The following is a 20982-nucleotide window of genomic DNA, read 5'->3' on the forward strand; positions in this document are numbered from 1 at the left end:
CGTCATTCGCCAGCAGTACCGCCGATGCCTCCGGGCCAGATCTCGCTTTCGACGACAACTTTGGTACGTACTGGCAAGCGGATGTGGGTCAACGCGATGGCTGGATCGAAGTGCGCTTCGCCACGCCAACGGCATTCAACACGGTGTCGATCATCGAGCCGCGGCATGTCGAAGATTACGGGGATGCGGCGAGGATTGCGCGATATCGCCTGCAATACGAAGCGGGCGGAGCATGGCATGACATCGTGGCTGGCGACGAACCCGCGTCTATCGAACTTCGCCGCTTTTCGACAGTGCGGGCAAACCGTGTGCGTCTTTGGATAGACGCGCGCAAGGCATCGCCGGGAGTCAGTGAGTTCGGCATCTATCTGGAACCGATCGAAGGTTGATACGTCAAATCTTCAATAGCCAGGTTGAGTTTCCTTCGATGGAAAATAGCGCTCAACTTTGAGACCGTTCCGATGGATTTGCGGTGCGCCGTCAGGGAAGATGCACGCGTTGCCGGGAAACCGGTAACCGGGTGTAAGAACCTGAGGTAAAGCGGGCACCGCAGATAATTCTGCGGTGTTCGTCCCCCGTCTTTTGGCGGGCGGTCAGGCGGGCGCAAGCCCGGCCGTCTTTATCCGGTTTCTTACCCTGGCTCGCCCGCCACCCCTGTCACGGCAGACCACGGGTGGCACCCACTCATCCGAGCCTAAGGCGGGTGGATGGACACATGGGACCGCACGGAAGTGGTCTTCAGCTCGCCGGTCACATCCCCCTCCCAGGTGACCGCGGGTCGACGGGACTCGAAACTCGCATGCGTTCATCCGCCCGATCCGTTACCAGGCGCCATCCAAAGGTTCACGTAAGCATCGATCGCTAGCATGCGTCCGTTAAGACGCGAAGCGAGTCACATGCAGGCAGTGATCGACGATCGGCCCAGCAAGGTCCCCGAAATAACTTTCGGATTCTGGATCCTGAAAATCGCGGCGACCACCCTGGGCGAGACCGGTGGCGATGCGGTATCCATGTCGCTGGGCCTGGGTTACCTGGTGGGGACGTGCATCTTCGCCATGCTGTTCGTTGCATTCGTGATCGCCCAGGTGCGTGCGACGAAACTGCATCCGTGGCTGTATTGGGCCACCATCGTCGCCACCACCACGGTGGGGACGACGCTCGCGGACTTCGCCGACCGCTCGCTTGGCCTGGGTTACCCCGGTGGTGCTTCGCTGCTGCTGGCGTTGTTGCTGGTGTCGCTGATTACCTGGCGCGCAGTGATGGGCTCGGTGTCGGTGCGAACCGTCGTTTCCGCACGCGCCGAAGGGTTCTACTGGGTCACCGTGATGCTGTCGCAGACACTGGGAACCGCCCTGGGCGACTGGACGGCCGATACCCAGGGACTGGGTTACCTTGCCAGCGCGATAATCTTCGGCGGCATTCTCCTGGTGGTTGCCGCGGCGTACTTCTGGACGGCTGTCCCACGCACGGTGCTTTTTTGGGTCGCATTCATCGTGACCCGCCCGTTGGGCGCGGTGGTGGGTGATTTCCTCGACAAGCCCCTGGACCATGGCGGCCTGGACTTCAGCCGTTTTACCGCCTCGGCTGTCTTGATGGCCTTCATGGCACTGGGGATCTGGTTACTTCCACAAAAGCCGGCCAGCGCTGCACCGACGGCTTAGAATCCGTATTCAAGCGTTCAACAGTCCCATCAGGTTGGCCCGGATGAATCGCGCCGCCGCCAGCGGATCGCCGCTACGGTTGTCGATCGCCGCGCTGCCGTTGCCATAGGGTGCGTACTTTCCTGCATCAGTGACCGAGAACAATCCAAAGGTACGCACGCCGCTGGCTACGGCCAGGTGCATCACACCGCAGTCGGCGCTGATGAATACATCGGCCGCGGCGATCACGGCAGCCATCTTGCGCAGGTCCCGGGAATAGAACGTGGCGTGGCGCGATTGCAGTTGCGACACCGCATGGGCGGCCACGATCTCCACGATGCGGGTATCCCGGCCAGGAAGCTCGAGCGCGCCGATGAAAGTGTTCCACCACTCCGTTCCCTGGCGCTTTGGCCCCGTAGCGTTGGCAAAGATCGCCACTACCAGGGTGACGGGTCCTGGTGCTGGCGCGCCGAGCACCTTCAACAGAAGGTGGCGACCGCGCATGCGTTCGTGATCGTCCAGGCGAAGGTCCATCACCGGCCACGCGCCGGTAGCATCGCCCGCATAGGCGCGTCTCAAAGCATGCACCGGCCGTTGTGCCAGGTGGCGCGGACGGCTGGGGTCGGGCGTGGACGATTCGGCGCAGTCGAGCTTGTAGCGGGCACGCGACAGGGCAAGCAGCAGCCGGCCCGACTGCGAACCCCCGCCGGCATCGATGGCCAGGTCGTAGGTGTTCTTGCGCAGCCGGTTCAACAGCGCGAACGTCGCCGGCAGATGCCGCACGATGCGTTGATGCAGGTTCTCGATCGCACGCACGGTGGGGTATCCGGCGAACACCGTCGCCGCGGCCTGCCCTGCGCCGACGATATCCACTTCCGCGCCGGGGTACAGGCGTTCGAGTTCGGCCAGCAGAGGGGCGACCAGCAACATGTTGCCCAGCCGGTGGTTTGGCCGGAGCACCAGCACGCGGTGGATGCCGGTGACCGGCAGGCCCTTCAGACCGACACTGGCCACCCGGCCCAGCAACCGGTCCAGCACACGTCGAACCAGACGCCTGCGCCTTCCATGCAGATGCCCATGGAAAGGTTCGGCGCCTGCCGCCATGGCAGGGGTCTGCGGGTTGGACGGGGACCGGTCGGAAGCGGGCATGGGAGTGCCTGGCCAGGGAATGGACCTAAGCCTAGGAAGGTTGCCTTAGATCATCATTAAAGCCCCATGACCGTTTTAAGTTGCGCCTAAGCAAACCGGCGGAGAATGACATCGCTGTGTCATGCCACCGAGGATCGCCCACTTGCACGTCACCCTGGTCGAGGATGACCTGTCGCTGGGTTCAGCCATTGCGCAGTCGCTCGAAGCCATGTCCCACGCGGTGACATGGGTGCGGGATGGCCGCACGGCACGGCAAGCCTTGCGCGACACCGGGACCGACCTGGTCCTGCTTGACCTTGGCCTGCCGGGCCATGATGGCCTGGAGTTGTTGGCCGAGGCGCGCCGGGCCAACATCGGTACACCCGTGTTGATCATGACCGCACGGGACACACTGGAGGCGCGTGTAGCTGGCCTGGACGCCGGTGCGGATGATTACCTGGTCAAACCCTTCCACGTCGAGGAACTGGCCGCGCGCATCCGCTCGGTCACCCGGCGTGCGCATGGCCTTGCTGCCAACCGGATCGAGGTCGGCTCGCTGGCACTGGACCTGGCCAGCTACCAGGTGGAACACCACGGCGAGAAACTCGCCCTTACCCCCCGGGAATTCGCCCTGTTGCGCGTGCTGATGGAGCGCGCCGGCCGCATTGTCCGCCGCGAAAGCCTGGAGCAATCGCTGTACGGGCTCGAGCGCGGCGTGGAGAGCAATGCCATCGAGGTACACGTGCACGGGCTCAGGCGAAAACTTGGGCCGCACACCATCCGCACGGTGCGTGGCGTGGGCTACATGGTGCCGCGGGATGCCGACTGATGGTGTCCAGCATCCGAGGCCGCCTGCGCTGGTTGAACCTGGCGGTCGTCGCCGCCGTGCTTATGGTGCTGGGCCTGGCCAGCTTCATGCACACGCTGGACGAAGTGAACGAACTGTCCGATGGCCGGCTGGCGCAATCGGCGCGCACATTACAGGTACTGGTGGAGGGCCGCGGCGATACCGGGTTTGCCACGCCGGCGACAGCTGTCGGCAAACCCACGCAGATCGACGTGGAAGGGCATCGTTTCGAAACCGAGGTGGGCTTCCAGGTGTACGACGCCAAAGGCCATCTTTGGATGTATACAAGCAACCTGCACCTGTTGTCCGCACCGTCGCCCACCTCCGTGGGGTTCGGCGATGTCCGCTTCGATAGCCACGACTGGCGCGTATTCACTCTTCGCAGCGCCGGCGGCGGCCCCACCATCCGCGTGGCCGAGCGCCACGACAGCCGTAACGAGATCATGCGTGGCCTGATGATCGAACATGCGCTTCCGCTGCTGTTCGGCTTGCCGGTGCTGGCGTTGCTGATCACCTGGGCAGTAGCCCGTGGGCTGCGGCCACTCGACCAGCTGGCTACGTCACTGGCTGGGCGCGAGCCTGGCAACCGCGTGCGAGTGGAGGTGGTCGATCCGCCGGCCGAGCTGGTACCGGTGCTCGCTGCCATCAATGGCCAGCTTGACCGCCTGGAGGACTCCCTCGAGCGCGAGCGGCGCTTCAGCGCCGACGTCGCCCATGAACTGCGCACGCCGCTTGCGGCAACACTGGTGCACCTGGACAACGCCCTGGCCACGGTGGATGACGAGGTGCGCACAAAACGGATCAACGCCGCGCGCAAGGGCGGCCAACAGCTGGCGCGCCGCATCGGGCAGCTGTTATCGCTCGCCCGCCTGGAGGCTGGCGCCGCCGGCAGCGCCGCAGCGGACGTCGACCTGGTGGCGTGCGTGAAGGAAACCATCGAGGAACTCTCCCACGCCATTGATGGCAGCCACGTGCAGCTGGGTGTGTCTTCGTCTGATCAACGCGTGGTGGTGCAGGGCCACGACGCCGCCCTCAAGGCACTGGTACGCAACCTTGTGGAAAATTCCCTGCGGCACGTCGCCGACGATGGCCAGGTGGACATTCGCATCTCGGCATCGCCCTCGTGGGCCTCGATTGAAGTGAGCGACGACGGGCCGGGTATTCCGCCGGAACGGCGTGCGGCTGTCTTCACGCGCTTTCATCGCGAGCTTGCCGGCGCTAGCGATGGTTATGGGTTGGGTCTTTCGATCGTCAAACGCGCGGCGGATCTGCACGGCGCGGACATCGAGCTTCTTGATTCCTCTTTCGGCCGTGGCCTGCGCGTACGGGTGGAAATTCCCTACCGGTGGAAGAACGTTCCATCGGGGCGTGAAAGCCGGCTTTAAGCCAGCCGGACCAAAGTAGGCATGCCGTTACCAACGAGGTGACCATGCCGCGCCGCATGACCGAATCGATCGAAGCACAGGGTGAATGGCTATTTCGCCATCGTGGTGGAATGGGCCTGGTCCTTCTGCCGTGCCTGGGCGCCGCCTTGCTGTGGCCAGGCACGCCCGGGAATGTATTGGGCGATGCGATGACCGATGACGTCACCGTGCTGGGCATGATGGTGTCTATCCTGGGGTTGGCCATGCGGTGGCTCACCGTGGGCTACGTGCCGATGGATACTTCAGGCCGGAACACGCGCGAGCAGCGCGCGGCGGCACTGAACACCGATTCTGCCTATTCCCTGGTTCGGCACCCGCTCTACCTGGCCAATGGCGTGGTGGTGGCCGGCCTTTGCATTGCCACCGGCTCCCTTTGGTTCACCTTGCTGGTGATTGCCCTGTATGCGCTGGCCATTGAGCGCATCGTGGCTGCCGAGGAACGCTTCCTGGCCGATCTCTACGGCCAGGCCTATGTCAACTGGGCGTCGAAAACGCCGGCCTTCGTCCCAGACTTTTCCCGTTGGCGAAGGCCCAATCTTCCGCTTAGCGGCCGGACCATCCTTCGCCGGGAATACAACGGCGTATTGGGCGTGGCGCTGGCCTTTTTTGTCCTGGAAGCCGCGCGGGATCTTCTCATCGAGCAGCAGTCGTGGTCGGCCTGGCTTGACGACGACGGCATCTGGCTATGGGCATTGGGCCTGGCCGCGGTGTCGTTCGTGGTGTTGCGGACGATCAAGCGACGCACGCGCTGGCTGCATGTGCGGGGGCGTTGAGCACAATCGAACGCACCACCGCGTCAGCAGGTTTGATGCAAGGATCGCTTAGCGCGGCTTCGCCGGTGCGCGGGTGGTCGTGCCGCCGTCGACCACTTCGATCGATATCACGCCGTGCTCCCATCGCGCCGGCCGGCTGTCGCCTGGCACGATCAAACGGAAAGGGCCGTCCTTCGCATCCAGCGGCTTGCCTTCATGATGATCGGCCAGGATCACCTTCGTCGCACCGAAGGCGGCATCGAGTTCGCTCAGGCTGAAGACCACCTGGTAGCCATCGCTGGCGGTAACGCGAACGAATGCTGCCAGGGCGCGTCCTCGCAGGGCCTGGTCGAGCGGGGCATCGGCGCGGTGGAGCAGTTCGAGCATCGACACACCGTCCCACGCGGTGGATGCCGCGCCATGCGCACCGGCCTGCACCGTCGTTCGCGGCATGGCGGCCAGGGCAGCGACATCGAGGGTGATCGCAGGTTTGCCGATGCCGATGAGGCGAAGGGAAGGTGCATCGGCGGCGTGCGACGCCAGCGCGATGCAGGCGAACAGGCTCAAGGCGAACAGGCGGCGCATTGGCTTCCCCTTTTTTGCGATCATGGGCCGGCTGACTATAAACGGACCCACGCACCCTGGACATCCTGCAACCCCTGCTGCTGTCGTTGAAGGTCGCCCTGTGGGCCACCGCCATCAACCTGGTGCTGGGTGTGGCAGTGGCTTATGGCTTGTCGCGGTGGCGATCGGGCTGGCGCGATCTGGTCGATTCGTTGCTGACCCTGCCGCTTGTACTGCCACCTACGGTGCTCGGTTATTACCTGCTGGTGCTGTTGGGCCGCCGCGGCACCGTGGGTGCCTGGCTCGATCACTGGGGCATCAGTCCGGTTTTCACCTGGCAAGGCGCCGTGATCGCCTCCACCCTGGTGGCCTTCCCGATGATCCAGAAGGCCGCGCAGGCGGCCTTCGAAAACGTCGACGCCGAGTACGAGGCCGCGGCGCGGGTGCTTGGCCTGCGGGGGCCGGCGATATTCTTCCGCGTGGCGCTGCCCCTGGCGTCGCGGGGGATCACCGCCGGCGCACTGCTGGCCTTCGCACGCGCCCTTGGGGAATTTGGCGCCACGCTGATGATCGCGGGCAATATGCCCGGTCGCACGCAAACCCTTTCCACGGCGATCTACGCTGCGGTGCAGGCCGGCGATGATGCCGGTGCGAACACCCTGGTGGTGGTGGCCTCGATCACCTGCGTGGTGGTGTTGCTGATCGCCGGAAGGCTCGCGCCAGGCAGGCGCCGGCCATGAGCATCCAGGTCGCCATCCGCCACGTCGCCACCAGCGAGCATCGACGTTTCGAACTGGATGTCGCTTTTGCCACGGACAAACGCCGCCTGGTGATCTACGGCCCTTCCGGTGCAGGTAAAACGCTCACCCTGCGTTCGGTGGCCGGCTTGTTGCGACCCGACCACGGGCGCATCGTGGTGAACGGACGAACCTTGTTTGAATCGGAGCAGGGCATTGATATTCCTGCCCGGGACAGACGCTGCGGTTACCTGTTCCAGGACTACGCATTGTTCCCGCACCTGACGGTGGCGCAGAACATCCGCTTCGGTCGCGAGGCGGGCCTGCGCAATCCTTCGCGTGGCGGCATGGACGACGCATCGGCGCGCTGGATCAAGGTGTTCGAACTGGAAGCTGTGGTGCGCAGCTATCCCTCGCAGCTCTCGGGCGGCCAGCGCCAGCGCACCGCGCTCGCCCGGGCCCTGGCCGCGGGCCCGGACATCTTGTTGCTGGACGAACCGTTCTCGGCGGTCGATCCGGCCCTGCGTGGCCGGTTACGCCAGGAACTCTCCGAACTGCAGGCGACTTTGGACCTGCCGATGATCGTGATCACGCACGATCCTGCCGACGCCGATGCACTGGGTGACGAGGTGCTGGAAATCCGTGACGGCCGCATCCACCACGGGGCGGTTTAAGGAACCCGCGCGGCCTGTGTGTACACCACCTGCCAGCGGCCATCCTTCTTGCGCCAGACATCGACAAAGCGGATGCGTGCCTGGAACGGCTTGCCTTCGCTCTTGCCTTTATAGTCGACCAGGCCGGCAAGCGTCGCACCGTCGCCCCACACGCGAATCGTTTCATCCTGCACAGTGAATGGCTCCACGCTTGAGCCCGGCGCCACCGATTCTGCAATGAACTGTTGCTTGGTCTGCGTCTTGCCGGCGGTATTGGCCAGGATCCAATCGTCGGCGAGTGCCTTTTCCAATCCCGCGCGGTTGGAATGGATCTGGGCCTGGTCATAATCGGCCGCGGCCCTGGCCAGGTCCGGTGGAAGTTTCGGATGGCTGGCCTGGGCCAGGCCAGCCACGAGCAGCAATACGGAGCCAATGCTGGCGGTAAAGCGGGAAGCCATCATCATCGATGTCCTTTTGCCCGGATGTACACCGGTATGGCGGCGCGTCGCTAGGCGGAGGGCGCGCTATGGATGATGGAAGCCCGCCTTGGCCAACAGGCCCTGGCCTTCCGGCGAAAGTACGAAATCGGTAAAGGCCTTCGCTTCGGCCGGCTGCTTTGAGTGCGCGACCACGGCCAGCGGATAGGTGATCGGGGTCGGCGTGGGCACGCGCATCGCCACGCGCACCTTGCCGGCGGCGATCGTGGCATCGGTGGCGAAGACGAAACCGGCGTCCACCTCATCGCGCGCTACGTAATCAAGCGCCTGGCGCACGTTCTGCGCCAGCACCGCCTTGGCCGAGACCGGTTCCCAGAGCCTGGCTGCTTCCAGTGCGGACTTGGTATAGCGGCCCGCCGGCACCGAGGCCGGATCGGCGACGGCTACCTTGCCCACGTCCTTCGAGGTGAGGTCATTGAGCGACGCCGGCGTGAATTTCCCGGCGGCGGGAACGATCAGCACCAGTTCGTTGGCGGCGAAGTCGCGGCGTGTGCCTTTCTGCACGACGCCCTGTTTTTCCGCCTTGTCCATGGCGGTTTCGTCGGCCGAGGCGAATACATCGGCCGGCGCGCCGTTGGCGATCTGCTGCATCAATACGTCGGAGGCCGCGAAATTCAGCACCACATGCGTACCGGGATGCTTGCTTTCATAAGCCTTGGCCACGGTGCCGAAGACATTGGTAAGCGACGCGGCGGCGGACACCACGATGTCGCTGGCGTTGGCCTGCAGGGAAAATATCAGCAGGGCGGGCAGGATAAGTCGGCGCAGGTTCATGGGAGGAGTCACGTTAGCCAGGAAAAGCCTGTATAGCGCAAAGCGCGATGAGCTTGTGTATTGGCCGGGCATCGTGTCTTCACAAGCCCAGTTCGCGCAGGCAGCTTCCGAACAGGCGCGTGGCTTCGCGGATCTCCGCGCACGACATGCCCGCGTAGCCGATCAACAGGCCTGGCCGCGATGGCGGATCAAGGTAGAACGGCGCCATCGGGTGCAGGCCCAGCCCGCGGGAGGCGGCATGGTCGACCAGGCGCGTGGCCTGGGCTTCGTCGAGCCCGCGGAACCAACCCACGATGTGCATGCCCGCCGGCGGGTCGTAGAGCTCCAGGCGGTCGCCCACGTGCGTACGCAGGCCATCGAGCAGGGTGTCACGGCGGAGCTTGAGGTCTTTTATTCCCGTGCGAAGGAACCGCTCGAAGCTGCCGTCGGCGATCAGCGCCGCCAGCGCTGCCTGCTCAATCGCGGGGCTGGCCATGTCGCTCAGCCATTTGGCGGCGAGGAAATCGTCGCGCAGGGCCGGCGGCACCACCATGTAACCAAGGCGCAGCGAGGGAAACAGCACCTTGGAGAAGGTGCCCACGTAGATCACCCGCGAGGCTGCATCCAGCGCGCGCAGCGCGGCCAGCGGATGGCCGTCGAAGCGCAGCTCGCCGTCGTAGTCGTCTTCGACGATCCAGCTGCCATGCTTCTCGGCATAGGCAATCAACTGCAGGCGGCGCGGCAACGACATCAGGCTGGCACCGGGGAACTGGTGCGATGGCGTGACGCACACCAGCCGAGCAGGCTCGGCGGGAAGTTCGTCGCACACCATGCCGTCTTCGTCGGTGCGCACGCCAACGATCTCCGCGCCATGCACGCGCATGATCTGGTACGAGGAAAAATAGTGCGGGTCTTCCAGCGCCACTCGGTCGCCTTCGTCCAGCAGTACGCGCGCGCTCAGGGAATATGCCTGCTGGGCGCCGTTGACGATGATCACGTCGTCGGGACTGGCCACCACGCCACGCCGCCGCGCAAGGTAATCGCAGATGCCTTCGCGAAGCGCCGGCAGGCCCTGCGTGCGCGGATAGTCCGTGTCCGTGTAGGCTGCCGCATGGGCGATTTCCTTGCTCCAGCGTTCGGCCAGGCCCGGCTGCACCAGGGGCTCGGCATACTGCAGGTTGTAGCGCAGGCCATAGTGCCGTCGGCCCACGGCGCGGTCGATGCCTTCGCGCAGGCGCGTCACATAACGCGACGGCGGCGCAACCTCTCGTGCTGGCGGTACCTTGGATGGAACCGGTGCCATCTGTTGCGGTGCCACGAAACTCCCCGAACCCTGGCGGCTTTCCAGGAAGCCTTCCGCCTGTAGCTGTTCGTAGGCCGCCAGTGCGGTGCTGCGCGACAGGCCAAGGCTTAATGCCAGCTCGCGCGTCGGCGGCAGGCGCGTATGCGCCGGGAGGCGACCATTGCGGATCGCCTCCTTCAGCGCGCGCGTCAACTGCGCATGTCGCGGCCCGCGGCCGTCAAGCTCCAGGAACAATCCCCTTCCCCAGGGTGGCCCGTTCACGACGGACTGTCCTTCATTATGGGGTAGGGGGTCAATGTGCTTTCTAAAGCGAGAAGTCGTACATCATGGAAAAACGGAACGAACGCGGTTCCTCATAGCTGATGGCCTGCCCATAGGCCGGGGCGAACGAGGTGGTGGCGCCGGTATTGAACTGCTCGTTGATGTTCTGCACCACCTGATGGTTGAACACATTGAAGACATCGGCACGGAAGGCCAGCTTGTGCTCGGCGAACGCCGGCCGCCAGGTGGAGCTCAAGTCAAGGCGCCAGGTCCATGGCAGCCGTCCGCGTGATCCGCGTGGCGTGGACTGGTACTCCGGTGGATTGGTACGGGCGAGGTTGCAGTAGAAGAACGACGATCCGTAACCTGCTGCGATGTCATCGCGATCGGGATTGATGCCAAGGCAGTTCTTCGGCCTGCCAGAGGCGACGAACAGGTTGGCGCCAAACAGCCATTCAGGCGTTACCTGGACATACCCGAATGCCTTGATCTGGTGGCGGCGGTCGTTGGGTAGCGGACCATTGCTGCCGATCATCAGTTCCGGGAAGTCCCATGTCTGCACCTGGGATACATCCACCTGGCCGAGGTCGGAAAGCAGCTGCCCTTCGTCGTTGCCGAAGCTGTGCGATAGCGTGTAATCGATGCGCCCATACCAGCGGCCGTCGAAGGGGTGTTCCAGGTAGGTGTCCAGTGCCAGGTATTTGCGCTTGAGTTTGGGGTAGCCCATGTCCTTGGCATTGAGCTTGATGTCCTCGAGCGTGCCGTTGCCGTCCACGTCGTAGAAGAATTCGCCACCCTGTCCGGGGTTGAACAGCGCGCAAGTGAAGTTGTCGGTGTTGGAAGGGTCGTAGCCGTTGCGCACCGCCCAGTTGGCGAAGGGACGCGGGTCGCAGAAGTCGTCGATGGCGCTGCGCAGGTTGCGATAGGTGGCCTTCGCCCCGAAGTTCCAGTCCTGCGCCAGTTGCTTGTCGAAGCCGAGGATATATTCATCCTGGTAGTGGGAACTGATGCCTTTCTTGGCAACGATATGCGGGTCGGGTGCCTGGCCGAACTCGTTGTTTGCCGATACCGGGCCCGGGCCCAGGGGAGTTAGGCCGGTAGGCACCCCGGTCACCGGGTCGACCCCGGTGTAGGCGAAGTACTCCTGCGTAATAAGGGAGCCCGACGCACCGCGCACAGCCACATTGTTGGGAAGGGCAATGTGGTAGCGGCCGGCGTTGGCGTATACCTTGAACGTGGAGTCGCCATACACGTCCCAGGTGGCGCCCAGTCGCGGGGCCAGCTGGTGACGTTGTTTTACATAAGCGATGCCGTCGCTGTTGTAGTTGCTGAACTGCTCGTTGCGCAGGCCGATGGAAAGCAGGTAGCGGTCGCCGATCTGCCAGCGGTCCTCCACGTACTGCGCCTGTTGCTTCACGGTCACGTTGGCAAGCGTGGTGGCGTAGTTCTTCACCACGTAGTCGCCATTGCCACCCGGTGCATCGTTCACGCCGAGCGCGGGAAGGATCGGCGAGTTCGGATCATCGGAATGCTGGTACACCCACGCATAACCACCAGGGACCTCCGCGCCGGTGTCGGAGCGCAGCACCTGGTTGTCGATGCCCGCGCGCAGGTCGTGGCTACCCAGGCGCCATTCCACGTCGAAACGCCGGGCCAGGGTGCTGTCGCGGGTAAACGCATCGCTCACCGCGACGCTTCCGGCCTGGCACGAACTCTTGATCACCTGGTCAGGTGATACCGGACGGATGTCCACGATCGACGGGCAGGTTGGATCGGAGCCGGCGATCAGGTTCACGTGCTGGCTGGTCTGCTTGCCCAGCAACGCGGTGACGGTAAGGTTGTCGGTGATGTAGCCGGTGTATTTCGCTATGTGCGTGTCCGCGCCGTTCTGGCCGTTCGGGCCCACCGTGGGATCGTTCTTCAGGTTGGTGCGGCTGGCCCGGACATCCGAATGCGTGAGCGTGGTGTAGTTGAAGGCATAGGCATCGCGCTGTTCGCTGGTCTTGTCGGAAAAACCGGTGAGTTCAAGGATATGGTTGTCGGTGATGTTCCAGTCGATCTTGGCCAACCATCGCGGGGTACGGAATTCACTCTCCCGATAGCCACCGGCCACGCCGAGGGGCTGCACGTTCACATCGTGCGTGCGGATCATCTCGGCCGTGGCGTAGACGAACAGGCGGTCTTCCACCAGCGGGCCGCTGATGTACGCGCCATATTCGAACGAATTGTCCTTGTTGTCGTTCTGGTAGCGGTTGAGCGTGCCGTCGAGCGGCGTGCCATTGTGCGGCACGTAGATATTGCGCGGCGATGCTTCCAGCGCCTCGGGCGACCAGTAAGCCGCCACGCCAGCCTTCCAGGTATTGCCGCCGCGCTTGGTGATGATGTTGATCACGCCACCGGTGGAGCGGCCGAATTCGGCGCCATAACCGCCGGTCAGCACTTGCTGCTGGTCGATGGCGTCGTAGGGAAGTTGTGTCAGGCCGATTGAGGTAAGCGGATTGGTCACCGGAAAACCGTTGATGTAGTACGCGTTCTCCGACGCGGCCGAGCCGCCGAAGCTGATTGTATTGCCATAGCGCGAATCACCCGATACCACGCCCGGTGCCAGGAGGGCGGTGGAGGTGACATCCCTCGCCACGGGAATTTTCTGCAACTGCTCGGAGGTGAGTACGGTGCGCGAGTCGGTGGTCGACACGTCGATCGCCGGAAGGGCGTTGGCCACCACTTGCACGCCTTCAAGGGTCTTGGCACCGGCGGCACCTTCAACGCCACCGAACGACACTTCGCTGCCCGAGCCGATGGTCACGTTGACGTTGTCCCGCGACGCAACGCTCGCGCCGCCTTGCAGTAGGGTTACCGTATAGCGGCCCACGGGAAGCGACGCGGCACGGTAGCGACCGGAACTGTCAGCGGTGATGTCGCGGCTAAGGCCGGTGTCGACATTGGCGATGCGAATGGAGGTACCCGCTTGCGCAGGCACCTGGCCGAAGATGGTGCCCGAAGCATTGGATTGGGCGAAGGCATGCGGTGTGGCCAGTGCAAGGGCGAGGCCCAGCGCCAGCGCGTGGCGGCGGTTGTGTAAGGACATGTTCACGTTTCCCCAGGTCGGCAAGACGCCGTCAAGGTGGAACATCCTTCGCAAGCCCTTGCCAGTAAACGACCAATTTCCTGCGGCCGGAGCGGGCCAATTGGCTTGTGGTCGATGGAATTGGCCTGTTAATTTGCAATCCATGCAACCGGGGAGGGTGCGATGAACCGATGGCTCCTGGCGACGCTCGCCGCCGGCACCGTGGCCGCGATCGTCGAGATCGTGCCGGCGCTTCCCATCCAGCAATCATTCGGCGTAACGCCGATCGAGGTGTTCCAGTCGATTGCCAGCGGCATCGAGGGCCGTGCAGCATTTGATGGCGGCATGCGTAGTGCCGTATTCGGCATGATATTGCACTGGGTGATTTCGCTGGCCTTCGCCGCAGCCTGGGTGGCGGTGGTATCGCGTTCGGCCACGCTGTCGCGGCACTTCGCGCTGTGGGGCATTGTTTATGGGCTGGTGGCGTACGTGGTGATGAACTGGATCGTCCTGCCGCTTTCGGCGGCGCCCTTCGGGACCACCCACGTGCCCTGGCGCATGGCGATGAGCATTTCCTTCCACCTGTTCCTGTTCGGCCTGCCCATCGCCGCCGTGGCGCATTGGATGCTGGGGCGTCTTCGCGGTTGAATAACCTGCCCTGCGCTATTACTTAGGGGGTTCCCATCGGCCCCCAAGGAGCAACGGCATGGCTACTGCACAGAAGACCTATCCGGTTACCCGCACGGACGAAGAATGGCGCCGCCTGCTCACCCCTGAACAGTATGCGGTGATGCGCGGCCACGGCACCGAGCGCCCGGGCAGCTGCGCCTTGCTGCACGAAGAGCGCGAAGGCAGCTTCGCCTGCGTCGGTTGCGACCAGGTGTTGTTTGCCTCAGGCAAGAAATTCGAGAGCGGCACCGGCTGGCCGAGCTTCGACACCCCCGCCCCTGGCGCGGTGGAGGAGATCCGGGATACCAGCCACGGCATGATCCGCGTGGAAGTGAACTGCAGTCGGTGCGGCAGTCATCTTGGGCACGTGTTTCCCGATGGGCCGCCTCCGACGGGCCTGCGTTATTGCATCAATGGCGTGGCGCTGGACTTCAAGCCGAACTAGCGCTGTCGCGGGGTTGTCGGCGCTGCTCTGACCCCTAGTGTGGGTGGGGTGCGGACGGTGTCGGTGCGGATGAGTGCATGGGTTGACCGTCCGCCGCGAATACCTGCAAGTCGGCAGCGGTGATCGGAGGGGCGAAATCCGGGTTCGGGAAGGACACGGTGCGGTGGTCGGGAAGAACCAGCCACAATCGGTCGGTATAGAACTGGAGTGCCATAGCGCCCTGGGCGATGTCCTTCCAGCTTGCCAGCGATGTAAGTCCGGGGACGTGGCGGAACTCTTCGGATAATTCCGCGGACGAGGGCTGGGGGAGTTCCATGATGAAGATATCGCCCTTGTCTTCGTCAGCCAGCGTGCGGATGACAGGCGAGGTCGCGGCCAGCGTCATCTGGTCCCTGAACGTGTCGACCTTGGGCTCGTCCACCAGATGGCCATCTTTCGCGCGCAGCGTGAGTTTGGCCCACAAATTGGCCGGGCCTCCCAGAAGGCGGACCGTGGCGGCGACAGGCTGCGAGTCACTGACTGGATCGCCACGACGCGGGTCTGGATTCACCTCGTAAAGGTCGAATCGTGCGCGTAAAGCCTGCACCAGGCCTGGCATGGACTGCTCTGTTTCATGCATGGCCAGTGCGCCGGCAAGGCTCGCGGCAAGGATGTTCGCGCCTTCTTTCTTCAGATCCGGCACGTCGAGAAGATCAATGTTCGGATCACGGGCTGGAAGAAGTGCGCGCACGGAAGCAGGGATGTCCGTGTTCCATGACGCACCCCGCGATACCGCCCAGGGCAGCATCAGAGGCTGGTGTGAGCGGCTGGATGTAGCGAGCGTGCGGCCATCGGACAAACTCACCCTCACCTGTATACGCGGAGCCAGGTCCTGATGAAGTTGCTGGAACGACAGTCGTAAACCTCGCGTAAGCGTGCCAGGTGTGCGAAGCATGGTGTCGAGGTAGGTGAGTTCGTCATCGCTAAGCTTGCCTCGCCTGATGGTTGCCAGTTTTGACACCAGCACCTCGCGCGGCACGTTCGCTCCGAGTTGCTCGAGGGAAAGGTCTGTCTGCGCAGGTTGATCAAGCAGGTCGGCAAGATGCTCGACCGCGGCCTCCGGAACGATGTCCGATGTCATGACAACCTTTTCAGCGCCTGTCTGCAGCGTTCCGGTTCGACGAAATCCCCCTTCCGACCGCTGTAGCACGACAACCGCAGCCTGATAGGGCTCTTCGCGTCCTGGCCCCGATGCTTCCGATGTGATGTCCACCCGGGTAACCGTAGCCCGGCCGGCCATGGCGTCACACACCAGAACATGAAACAACACCGCCGCAACGGCAACATGCCGCCACCCCCACCGCCCACATCCGCTGCCTGGTGCCGTGGCCATGACCCCCTCCTTTCCCCGTGCACCATCCTTGCGGTTGGCCAACCACACGTCAATGCGGGAAGCGCGCCCGCCCTGGAGTCTGACAAGACCCCATGCGTCGTGCCGACAACCCGCGGCACCGCCACCCACCCTCCACCGAAAGATCTATTTCTCAACGTAAGTCATTGATTTCCGCGTGAGCGCCGAAAATGTGTGAAGTTGCCTATCCACATTCAACGTAAAACGCGCTAGCGTCAAAAAGTCGACGCTTCGCCGGGGGTAGGGGCCGCGGGGTGTCGCCGGGAGGTTCCAGGGTTTGGTAATGCAACGCTATACGGCCTGGCCGGGGCGTCGCTGCCTGCAAGTGGGCTCGTTATAAGGGGTCAGATACATAGGTCGTACAAGGGGTTTTCAGCCGCAGTGCCTGCTCAAGCGCCTGATAACGGGCGTGCGCACTATGACTCTGACCCCTTATAAGCGGCGCTTGTACGGTTTGATTCCTTGTGCGGTGTTCATCGAGCGGGCGGGGCGGTCTTCGGGTCAGCTTTCAATGCCTTCAAGGAAAGTACCGATGAGCACCTATCTCCGCCGCACGCTGTTGGCAGCGTCCCTCACATTCGGCCTGGCCGGCTTTGCCGGCGCGACGCTTGCCGCCGATGCCTTGCCCGCCGTGGACAATGGCAAATCCGACACCAACCAGATGGGCTCGGTTACCGTCGCCCTGCGCTTGCGCAACCAGGACGCACTCGAGCGATATATCCGCGATACCGTTTCACCCGGCAACAAGAATTTCCAGAAATTCCTCTCCACCGCGGATTTCGCCCGCCAGTACGGCGCCAGTGACGCGGATCTTGCCACCGTGCAATCGTTCCTGAAGAAGAATGGTTTGCAAACCGAAGTGCTCGGCAACCGCATGGCCATCCGCGCCACCGGCAACCTGTCGCAGTTGAGCGCGACCTTCGGCACCAGCTTCCACGACTACACGTCGGTGGAAACAGGCCAGCGCTTCCGCAAACCCGCCAGCGCGGTGAAGCTGCCGGCGGCCGTGGCAAACCTGGTGATCGCAACCACCGGCCTTTCCAACCAGCAGAAGTACGTTTCGCATCGCGTCAGGGCGGTGGGAGCCGCGCCGGCACTGCCGAGCTTCAGTGCCAAGACGCTCGCTGCCAAGTCCGCGTCGCCAGCCAAACCTGCTTCGGGCAACCCCACGGCGTCTGGTGTGGAAGGCGAGTTCACCGTCGGTGACGTTGCCAATTTCTACAACATCAACCCGCTCTATAACCGCGGCATTACCGGCAAGGGCAGCACGGTTGCCATCGTGACGCTGTCTAACTTCTTCCCCGCCGATGCCCAGGCTTACTGGGACGGCATTGGCCTTAAGACGAAGAAGAACCGCATCACCCACGTGCTGGTGGATGGTGGCGGCGTGTTCGACGGCGGCAGCGGCGAAACGGCGCTGGACGTGGAGCAGTCCGGTGGACTCGCACCCGATGCCAACATCATCGTATACGACGCGCCGAATGCCGGCAGCGGCTTCACCGATGCCTTCATCCAGGCGGTGGTGGACAATAAGGCCGAGAGCATCTCCACCAGTTGGGGCTCGCCTGAAATGTTCAACTTCGCCGCGCTGAACATCGATGGCGCGAGCGACACCGACACCACGGACGTCGGCGACTTGCAGCTCTTCCACCAGATCTTCATGGAAGCGGCGGCGCAAGGGCAGTCGGTATTCGCGGCCACCGGCGATTCGGGTGCGTACGACACCGTGCGCGGCCTGGGTACCGGTACGGGCATCGGTGATTTCAGCGCTCCGCTGAGCGTGGATTCGCCGGCGTCGGATCCGTACATCACAGGTGCTGGCGGCACTACCCGTCCGTTCAAGTATGCATTCCTCGGTCCTGATGGTGTCACCCCGGGCCCGACCGCGAAGATCAAGGATGAGAGCGTCTGGGGCTGGGATTACATCCAGACTTATTTCAAGAAGAATTTCAATGAGAACATCGACGTGTTCTCGGTGGGCGCTGGCGGCGGCGTCAGCGTGTACTGGCACGCGCCGTGGTACCAGCTGTTGACCCCGGGTGTGAAGACGAGTGAGAAGAACCAGGCGCTCATCTATAACGACGTGGACGGCCCGTTCACGTACTTGAAGCTGCCCGCCAAGTTCGCTGGCCGCAACCTGCCCGACATCTCGCTCAACGCTGATCCGGAAACCGGCTACATCCTGGTTTCCACCACGGACGGCGGCGTGTCGGAAGGCAACGGCGGCACCAGCTTCGTGGCCCCGCAGTTGAATGGCATCAGCGCACTGCTTCGGCAGAGCACCGGCCATCGCATCGGCCTGTGGAACCCGCAGGTGTACGCGATGCACCTGGTGTTCGGCAGTGGCGCCCTGACCCCGTTCAACGACATCAAGTCGGGTGACAACTGGTTCTATGCCGGCAAGAACGGCTACGAGCCAGGTGCTGGCATCGGCACGCTGAACGTGGCCAATTTCGACATCTACCTGCGTAGCGGCCTGTTCAACATCTTCCGTTGATGACGCCGCGTTGAAAGCCCGGCGCCGCTTCAGCGGCGCCGGGCTTTTTCTTTGTTGATCAGTCGGATAGCTGGTCAAAGCCGACTATATCGGGCGGATGGCGAGGGCGACTGACTTGATAATAGTTAATAACAAGGGCAGTATCAGGCCATGATTCGCGAGAGGACATGGGCATGATCAGCGGCGATCTCGGCCAGCGGCTTGAGGCATACGTGACCACCCTGGTTACGTCCGGCCGATATGGTTCGAAAAGCGAAGTGCTGCGCGAAGGGGTGCGGCTGATCCAGGAGCGCGAGGCGCAGCTCGATGCGCTCGATGCCGTTGTCGCGCGTGGGGTTGCTGATTCTGAAGCAGGTCGCGGCAAGTCTTCTGACCAGGTGTTTGACCGGCTCGAAAGGAAGTATTCGGCGATGGTGAACGACAAAGAGTGATTGTTCGCATACTGCCCGACGCCGAGGCGGATCTCGAGGCTATCGGTGACTACATCGCCCGAGACAATCCTCGCCGCGCACTCACTTTTGTGCAGGACTTGCGCCAAATGTGCAACGGTCTTGCCGATATGCCACTCGCCTTCCCGCTTGTATCTCGCTACGAGCACATGGGCGTGCGGCATCGCGTCTATGGCAGTTATCAGATCTTCTATCGTGTGGTCGAGCAATCAGCTCGCATTGACGTGCTCCACGTCATCCACGGCGCGCGCAACTACGCGGCCATCCTGTTCGCGTAGAAGTCACCATGCGTGCACGGTGATCGTCCTAGCGTCGAGCCACGCATCCACCGACGGAAGACATCGCCATGGCGAACGAAAAAAATCGGCCGCCGGCCGTGCCCGGCCAGGATATCGAGAAGAAGGCGCGGACCGAAGGCAAACCGGTGCCCGAACCGAACAAGCCAAAGACGGGACAACCGGGCGATATCGGATCGAGCCCCGGATCGAAGGGCGGCAAGCACTAACCCGGCAAAGCGGGTTCGGCATGGAACCATCGGTGCGCTAATCTCCCGCCATGAAGCGGGGCATATGGAAATCGGTCGCGGCTTACGGCGCGGCCCTGGCGGCTGGGGCGCTCGCGCTTCAATGGCTCGATTACTACAGCCTGGCGCGGTCGCGACCGGGCGAAATCTATCTTGCGCTTGTCGCCGCCGCCTTCCTGGCGCTCGGCATCTTCCTTGGCGCGCGGCTGGTGGCCGCCCCCAGGGCGGCGCCGTTCGACGGCAACCCCCAGGCCGTCGCTTCCCTCGGTATCAGCCCACGTGAACTCATCGTGCTGAAGGAATTGGCTGCCGGCCGCTCCAACAAGGAGATCGCCCGCCGGCTGGAGGTTTCCCCCAACACGGTCAAGACCCACCTTGCGCGCCTTTACGAGAAACTGGGTGCGGTGCGCCGAACCGACGCCGTCAACCGGGCGCGTGAACTGGGGCTCATTGGTTGATCTGTCGTGGAAAGGGGGGATTTCCCGCCAATCACCCATTTGGGCGATGGATTTGTGCTGTCGTGTCAGGTTCGATGAGCGCTCGACCTGACCCATGGGGAATCTGTAAATGCTTCGATATATCCTGATCTACGGCCTGATCGCAGGCATCGTCGTGGGTGTGCCGCTGTCCGTCCTGACGCTCAGCATGAGCGGCCAGGCGATGATGCACTACGGCATGCTGGTCGGTTATCTGATGATGCTGATCGCCCTGAGCGCGGTGTTCCTTGCCATCAAGCGCCGACGCGACGTTGACCTGGGCGGGGTGATCAGGTTCTGGCCCGCGCTGGGGCTGGGCCTTGGTATCAGCTTCGTCGCGGGGGTGGTGTACGTGTTCGCCTGGGAAGTGTCCTGCGCTATCGCCCACGTCGATTTCGCCGCCAGCTACGCCCGGGCCATGGTCGCCCAGCAGGAGGCGAGGGGTGTCTCCGGCGCGGCACTGGCGCAGTTCAAGGCCGAGATGGAGCAGTTCAAGGTCCAATACGCCAACCCCTTCTATCGCTGGCCGATGACGTTTGCCGAGATATTCCCCGTGGGGGTTATTGTCTCGCTGGTTTCGGCGGGGCTGCTTCGAAACACCCGGTTCATGCCGGCGCGTTAGAGGCCGCATGCCCTGCTAGGCTTGAAGGCTGACATTCACGTACAAAGCACCAGGGGAGATTTAGTCCCAGGGGAGTGCGCTGGTGCCGCCCAGCCCTTCGTTCGTCGCAATGTCCTTGCGTGGCCGCGATGGGGGCAGGGAAGCTGGCTACGCCATCGCCACGGGGTTCAAGAACGCCATGTCCGCCTTTTCCTTTGTCTTCCGTCATTTCATCGCCTGGGGCGTGGTCTTCGCCATCGCCGTCTCGATCCTGTCGAGCTTCAATTTCCTGCCGGGTTTCCTGGT

Annotated in this window: 23 protein-coding genes; 16 read left to right on the forward strand and 7 right to left on the reverse strand. The window is 63.3% G+C overall.

Annotated features, from left to right (window positions below):
• Window positions 1-389, forward strand: a 389-nt coding sequence (locus tag VGM61_RS17620) for a discoidin domain-containing protein (protein WP_331524200.1), incomplete at its 5' end; no start/stop codon positions are given.
• Between the two features lie 477 nt (window positions 390-866).
• Window positions 867-1661, forward strand: a complete 795-nt coding sequence (locus tag VGM61_RS17625; RefSeq protein ID WP_331524201.1) for a hypothetical protein — start codon at window positions 867-869, stop codon at window positions 1659-1661.
• Window positions 1662-1670: 9 nt separating this feature from the next.
• Here VGM61_RS17625 and VGM61_RS17630 read toward each other — a convergent pair whose 3' ends face one another.
• Window positions 1671-2789, reverse strand: a complete 1119-nt coding sequence (locus tag VGM61_RS17630; RefSeq protein WP_331524202.1) for a glycosyltransferase family 9 protein — start codon at window positions 2787-2789, stop codon at window positions 1671-1673.
• Window positions 2790-2931: 142 nt separating this feature from the next.
• Between VGM61_RS17630 and VGM61_RS17635 the strand changes: the two genes are divergently transcribed.
• From VGM61_RS17635 to VGM61_RS17645, 3 genes are read left to right on the forward strand one after another with little or no spacing between them, the layout of a single operon-like run.
• Window positions 2932-3597: a response regulator gene (locus VGM61_RS17635; protein WP_331524224.1), complete on the forward strand. Its 666-nt coding sequence runs from the start codon at window positions 2932-2934 to the stop codon at window positions 3595-3597.
• Entirely contained in the window at window positions 3597-5000 is a 1404-nt protein-coding gene (locus tag VGM61_RS17640) for an ATP-binding protein (protein ID WP_331524203.1), read from the forward strand. Before VGM61_RS17635 ends, VGM61_RS17640 begins: the two co-directional genes overlap by 1 nt.
• Before the next feature lie 44 nt (window positions 5001-5044).
• Window positions 5045-5812 (forward strand): isoprenylcysteine carboxylmethyltransferase family protein, encoded by a 768-nt coding sequence (locus VGM61_RS17645; protein ID WP_331524204.1) that lies wholly within the window; start codon window positions 5045-5047, stop codon window positions 5810-5812.
• Window positions 5813-5860: 48 nt separating this feature from the next.
• Here the strand turns inward: VGM61_RS17645 and VGM61_RS17650 are convergent, their stop codons facing one another.
• Window positions 5861-6376 carry a molybdopterin-dependent oxidoreductase gene (locus VGM61_RS17650; protein ID WP_331524205.1) on the reverse strand — a complete coding sequence of 172 codons (516 nt, stop codon included), beginning with the start codon at window positions 6374-6376 and terminating at the stop codon, window positions 5861-5863.
• 56 nt (window positions 6377-6432) lie between these two features.
• On the opposite strand from VGM61_RS17650, the gene modB reads away from it, so the two are divergent.
• Together modB and VGM61_RS17660 are read left to right on the forward strand one after the other, a co-directional pair.
• The gene (gene modB, locus VGM61_RS17655; RefSeq protein ID WP_331524225.1) at window positions 6433-7095 is read left to right on the forward strand and encodes a molybdate ABC transporter permease subunit; all 663 of its coding nucleotides are present in this window, start codon (window positions 6433-6435) and stop codon (window positions 7093-7095) included.
• A complete protein-coding gene (locus VGM61_RS17660; RefSeq protein WP_331524206.1) occupies window positions 7092-7766 on the forward strand; it encodes an ATP-binding cassette domain-containing protein in 675 nt (224 codons plus the stop codon). The genes modB and VGM61_RS17660 overlap by 4 nt, the downstream gene beginning before the upstream one ends.
• Here the strand turns inward: VGM61_RS17660 and VGM61_RS17665 are convergent.
• The 4 genes from VGM61_RS17665 to VGM61_RS17680 all read right to left on the reverse strand — a co-directional run bounded on the left by VGM61_RS17665 (window position 7763) and on the right by VGM61_RS17680 (window position 13647).
• The gene (locus VGM61_RS17665) at window positions 7763-8209 is read right to left on the reverse strand and encodes a nuclear transport factor 2 family protein (RefSeq protein WP_331524208.1); all 447 of its coding nucleotides are present in this window, start codon (window positions 8207-8209) and stop codon (window positions 7763-7765) included. The two genes, VGM61_RS17660 and VGM61_RS17665, sit on opposite strands and share 4 nt — an antisense overlap.
• Before the next feature lie 60 nt (window positions 8210-8269).
• On the reverse strand, window positions 8270-9016 hold the full coding sequence (gene modA, locus VGM61_RS17670; RefSeq protein WP_331524210.1) for a molybdate ABC transporter substrate-binding protein: 747 nt from the start codon (window positions 9014-9016) through the stop codon (window positions 8270-8272).
• Between the two features lie 79 nt (window positions 9017-9095).
• Window positions 9096-10559: a PLP-dependent aminotransferase family protein gene (locus VGM61_RS17675; protein WP_331524211.1), complete on the reverse strand. Its 1464-nt coding sequence runs from the start codon at window positions 10557-10559 to the stop codon at window positions 9096-9098.
• A gap of 43 nt (window positions 10560-10602) precedes the next feature.
• Window positions 10603-13647 (reverse strand): TonB-dependent receptor, encoded by a 3045-nt coding sequence (locus tag VGM61_RS17680; protein WP_331524212.1) that lies wholly within the window; start codon window positions 13645-13647, stop codon window positions 10603-10605.
• Between the two features lie 162 nt (window positions 13648-13809).
• Between VGM61_RS17680 and VGM61_RS17685 the strand changes: the two genes are divergently transcribed.
• Together VGM61_RS17685 and msrB are read left to right on the forward strand one after the other, a co-directional pair.
• Complete coding sequence (locus VGM61_RS17685; RefSeq protein ID WP_331524213.1) at window positions 13810-14274, forward strand: hypothetical protein; 465 nt, start codon at window positions 13810-13812, stop codon at window positions 14272-14274.
• 58 nt (window positions 14275-14332) lie between these two features.
• On the forward strand, window positions 14333-14740 hold the full coding sequence (msrB, locus tag VGM61_RS17690) for a peptide-methionine (R)-S-oxide reductase MsrB (RefSeq protein WP_331524214.1): 408 nt from the start codon (window positions 14333-14335) through the stop codon (window positions 14738-14740).
• 34 nt (window positions 14741-14774) lie between these two features.
• Here the strand turns inward: msrB and VGM61_RS17695 are convergent, their stop codons facing one another.
• Window positions 14775-15860 carry a hypothetical protein gene (locus VGM61_RS17695; RefSeq protein ID WP_331524215.1) on the reverse strand — a complete coding sequence of 362 codons (1086 nt, stop codon included), beginning with the start codon at window positions 15858-15860 and terminating at the stop codon, window positions 14775-14777.
• An 802-nt stretch (window positions 15861-16662) separates the two neighbouring features.
• Between VGM61_RS17695 and VGM61_RS17700 the strand changes: the two genes are divergently transcribed.
• The 7 genes from VGM61_RS17700 to VGM61_RS17730 all read left to right on the forward strand — a co-directional run.
• Window positions 16663-18627 (forward strand): S53 family serine peptidase, encoded by a 1965-nt coding sequence (locus tag VGM61_RS17700; RefSeq protein WP_331524217.1) that lies wholly within the window; start codon window positions 16663-16665, stop codon window positions 18625-18627.
• Window positions 18628-18794: 167 nt separating this feature from the next.
• Window positions 18795-19058: a type II toxin-antitoxin system ParD family antitoxin gene (locus tag VGM61_RS17705; RefSeq protein WP_331524218.1), complete on the forward strand. Its 264-nt coding sequence runs from the start codon at window positions 18795-18797 to the stop codon at window positions 19056-19058.
• Window positions 19055-19354: a type II toxin-antitoxin system RelE/ParE family toxin gene (locus VGM61_RS17710; protein ID WP_331524219.1), complete on the forward strand. Its 300-nt coding sequence runs from the start codon at window positions 19055-19057 to the stop codon at window positions 19352-19354. Before VGM61_RS17705 ends, VGM61_RS17710 begins: the two co-directional genes overlap by 4 nt.
• A 68-nt stretch (window positions 19355-19422) precedes the next feature.
• The gene (locus VGM61_RS17715; RefSeq protein ID WP_331524220.1) at window positions 19423-19581 is read left to right on the forward strand and encodes a hypothetical protein; all 159 of its coding nucleotides are present in this window, start codon (window positions 19423-19425) and stop codon (window positions 19579-19581) included.
• A 50-nt stretch (window positions 19582-19631) separates the two neighbouring features.
• Window positions 19632-20057: a response regulator transcription factor gene (locus tag VGM61_RS17720; protein WP_331524221.1), complete on the forward strand. Its 426-nt coding sequence runs from the start codon at window positions 19632-19634 to the stop codon at window positions 20055-20057.
• Between the two features lie 109 nt (window positions 20058-20166).
• Window positions 20167-20697: a DUF4199 domain-containing protein gene (locus VGM61_RS17725; RefSeq protein WP_331524222.1), complete on the forward strand. Its 531-nt coding sequence runs from the start codon at window positions 20167-20169 to the stop codon at window positions 20695-20697.
• Window positions 20698-20779: 82 nt separating this feature from the next.
• Window positions 20780-20982 (forward strand): hypothetical protein (locus VGM61_RS17730; RefSeq protein WP_331524223.1); only part of this gene is annotated, 203 nt, incomplete at its 3' end.

It is taken from the genome of Pinirhizobacter sp. (genome assembly GCF_036499745.1).
Taxonomy (GTDB): domain Bacteria; phylum Pseudomonadota; class Gammaproteobacteria; order Xanthomonadales; family Rhodanobacteraceae; genus Pinirhizobacter.

Bases quoted from the DNA above. Each gene is read 5' to 3' on its own strand.
- VGM61_RS17685 (WP_331524213.1), top strand. From the start codon at position 13,810: ATGAACCGATGGCTCCTGGCGACGCTCGCCGCCGGCACCGTGGCCGCG.
- VGM61_RS17695 (WP_331524215.1), bottom strand. From the start codon at position 15,860: ATGACATCGGACATCGTTCCGGAGGCCGCGGTCGAGCATCTTGCCGAC.
- VGM61_RS17645 (WP_331524204.1), top strand. From the start codon at position 5,045: ATGCCGCGCCGCATGACCGAATCGATCGAAGCACAGGGTGAATGGCTA.
- VGM61_RS17680 (WP_331524212.1), bottom strand. From the start codon at position 13,647: ATGTCCTTACACAACCGCCGCCACGCGCTGGCGCTGGGCCTCGCCCTT.
- VGM61_RS17640 (WP_331524203.1), top strand. From the start codon at position 3,597: ATGGTGTCCAGCATCCGAGGCCGCCTGCGCTGGTTGAACCTGGCGGTC.
- VGM61_RS17720 (WP_331524221.1), top strand. From the start codon at position 19,632: ATGAAGCGGGGCATATGGAAATCGGTCGCGGCTTACGGCGCGGCCCTG.
- msrB (WP_331524214.1), top strand. From the start codon at position 14,333: ATGGCTACTGCACAGAAGACCTATCCGGTTACCCGCACGGACGAAGAA.
- VGM61_RS17660 (WP_331524206.1), top strand. From the start codon at position 7,092: ATGAGCATCCAGGTCGCCATCCGCCACGTCGCCACCAGCGAGCATCGA.
- VGM61_RS17725 (WP_331524222.1), top strand. From the start codon at position 20,167: ATGCTTCGATATATCCTGATCTACGGCCTGATCGCAGGCATCGTCGTG.
- VGM61_RS17625 (WP_331524201.1), top strand. From the start codon at position 867: ATGCGTCCGTTAAGACGCGAAGCGAGTCACATGCAGGCAGTGATCGAC.
- VGM61_RS17705 (WP_331524218.1), top strand. From the start codon at position 18,795: ATGGGCATGATCAGCGGCGATCTCGGCCAGCGGCTTGAGGCATACGTG.
- VGM61_RS17665 (WP_331524208.1), bottom strand. From the start codon at position 8,209: ATGATGATGGCTTCCCGCTTTACCGCCAGCATTGGCTCCGTATTGCTG.
- VGM61_RS17700 (WP_331524217.1), top strand. From the start codon at position 16,663: ATGAGCACCTATCTCCGCCGCACGCTGTTGGCAGCGTCCCTCACATTC.
- VGM61_RS17650 (WP_331524205.1), bottom strand. From the start codon at position 6,376: ATGCGCCGCCTGTTCGCCTTGAGCCTGTTCGCCTGCATCGCGCTGGCG.
- modA (WP_331524210.1), bottom strand. From the start codon at position 9,016: ATGAACCTGCGCCGACTTATCCTGCCCGCCCTGCTGATATTTTCCCTG.
- VGM61_RS17715 (WP_331524220.1), top strand. From the start codon at position 19,423: ATGGCGAACGAAAAAAATCGGCCGCCGGCCGTGCCCGGCCAGGATATC.
- VGM61_RS17630 (WP_331524202.1), bottom strand. From the start codon at position 2,789: ATGCCCGCTTCCGACCGGTCCCCGTCCAACCCGCAGACCCCTGCCATG.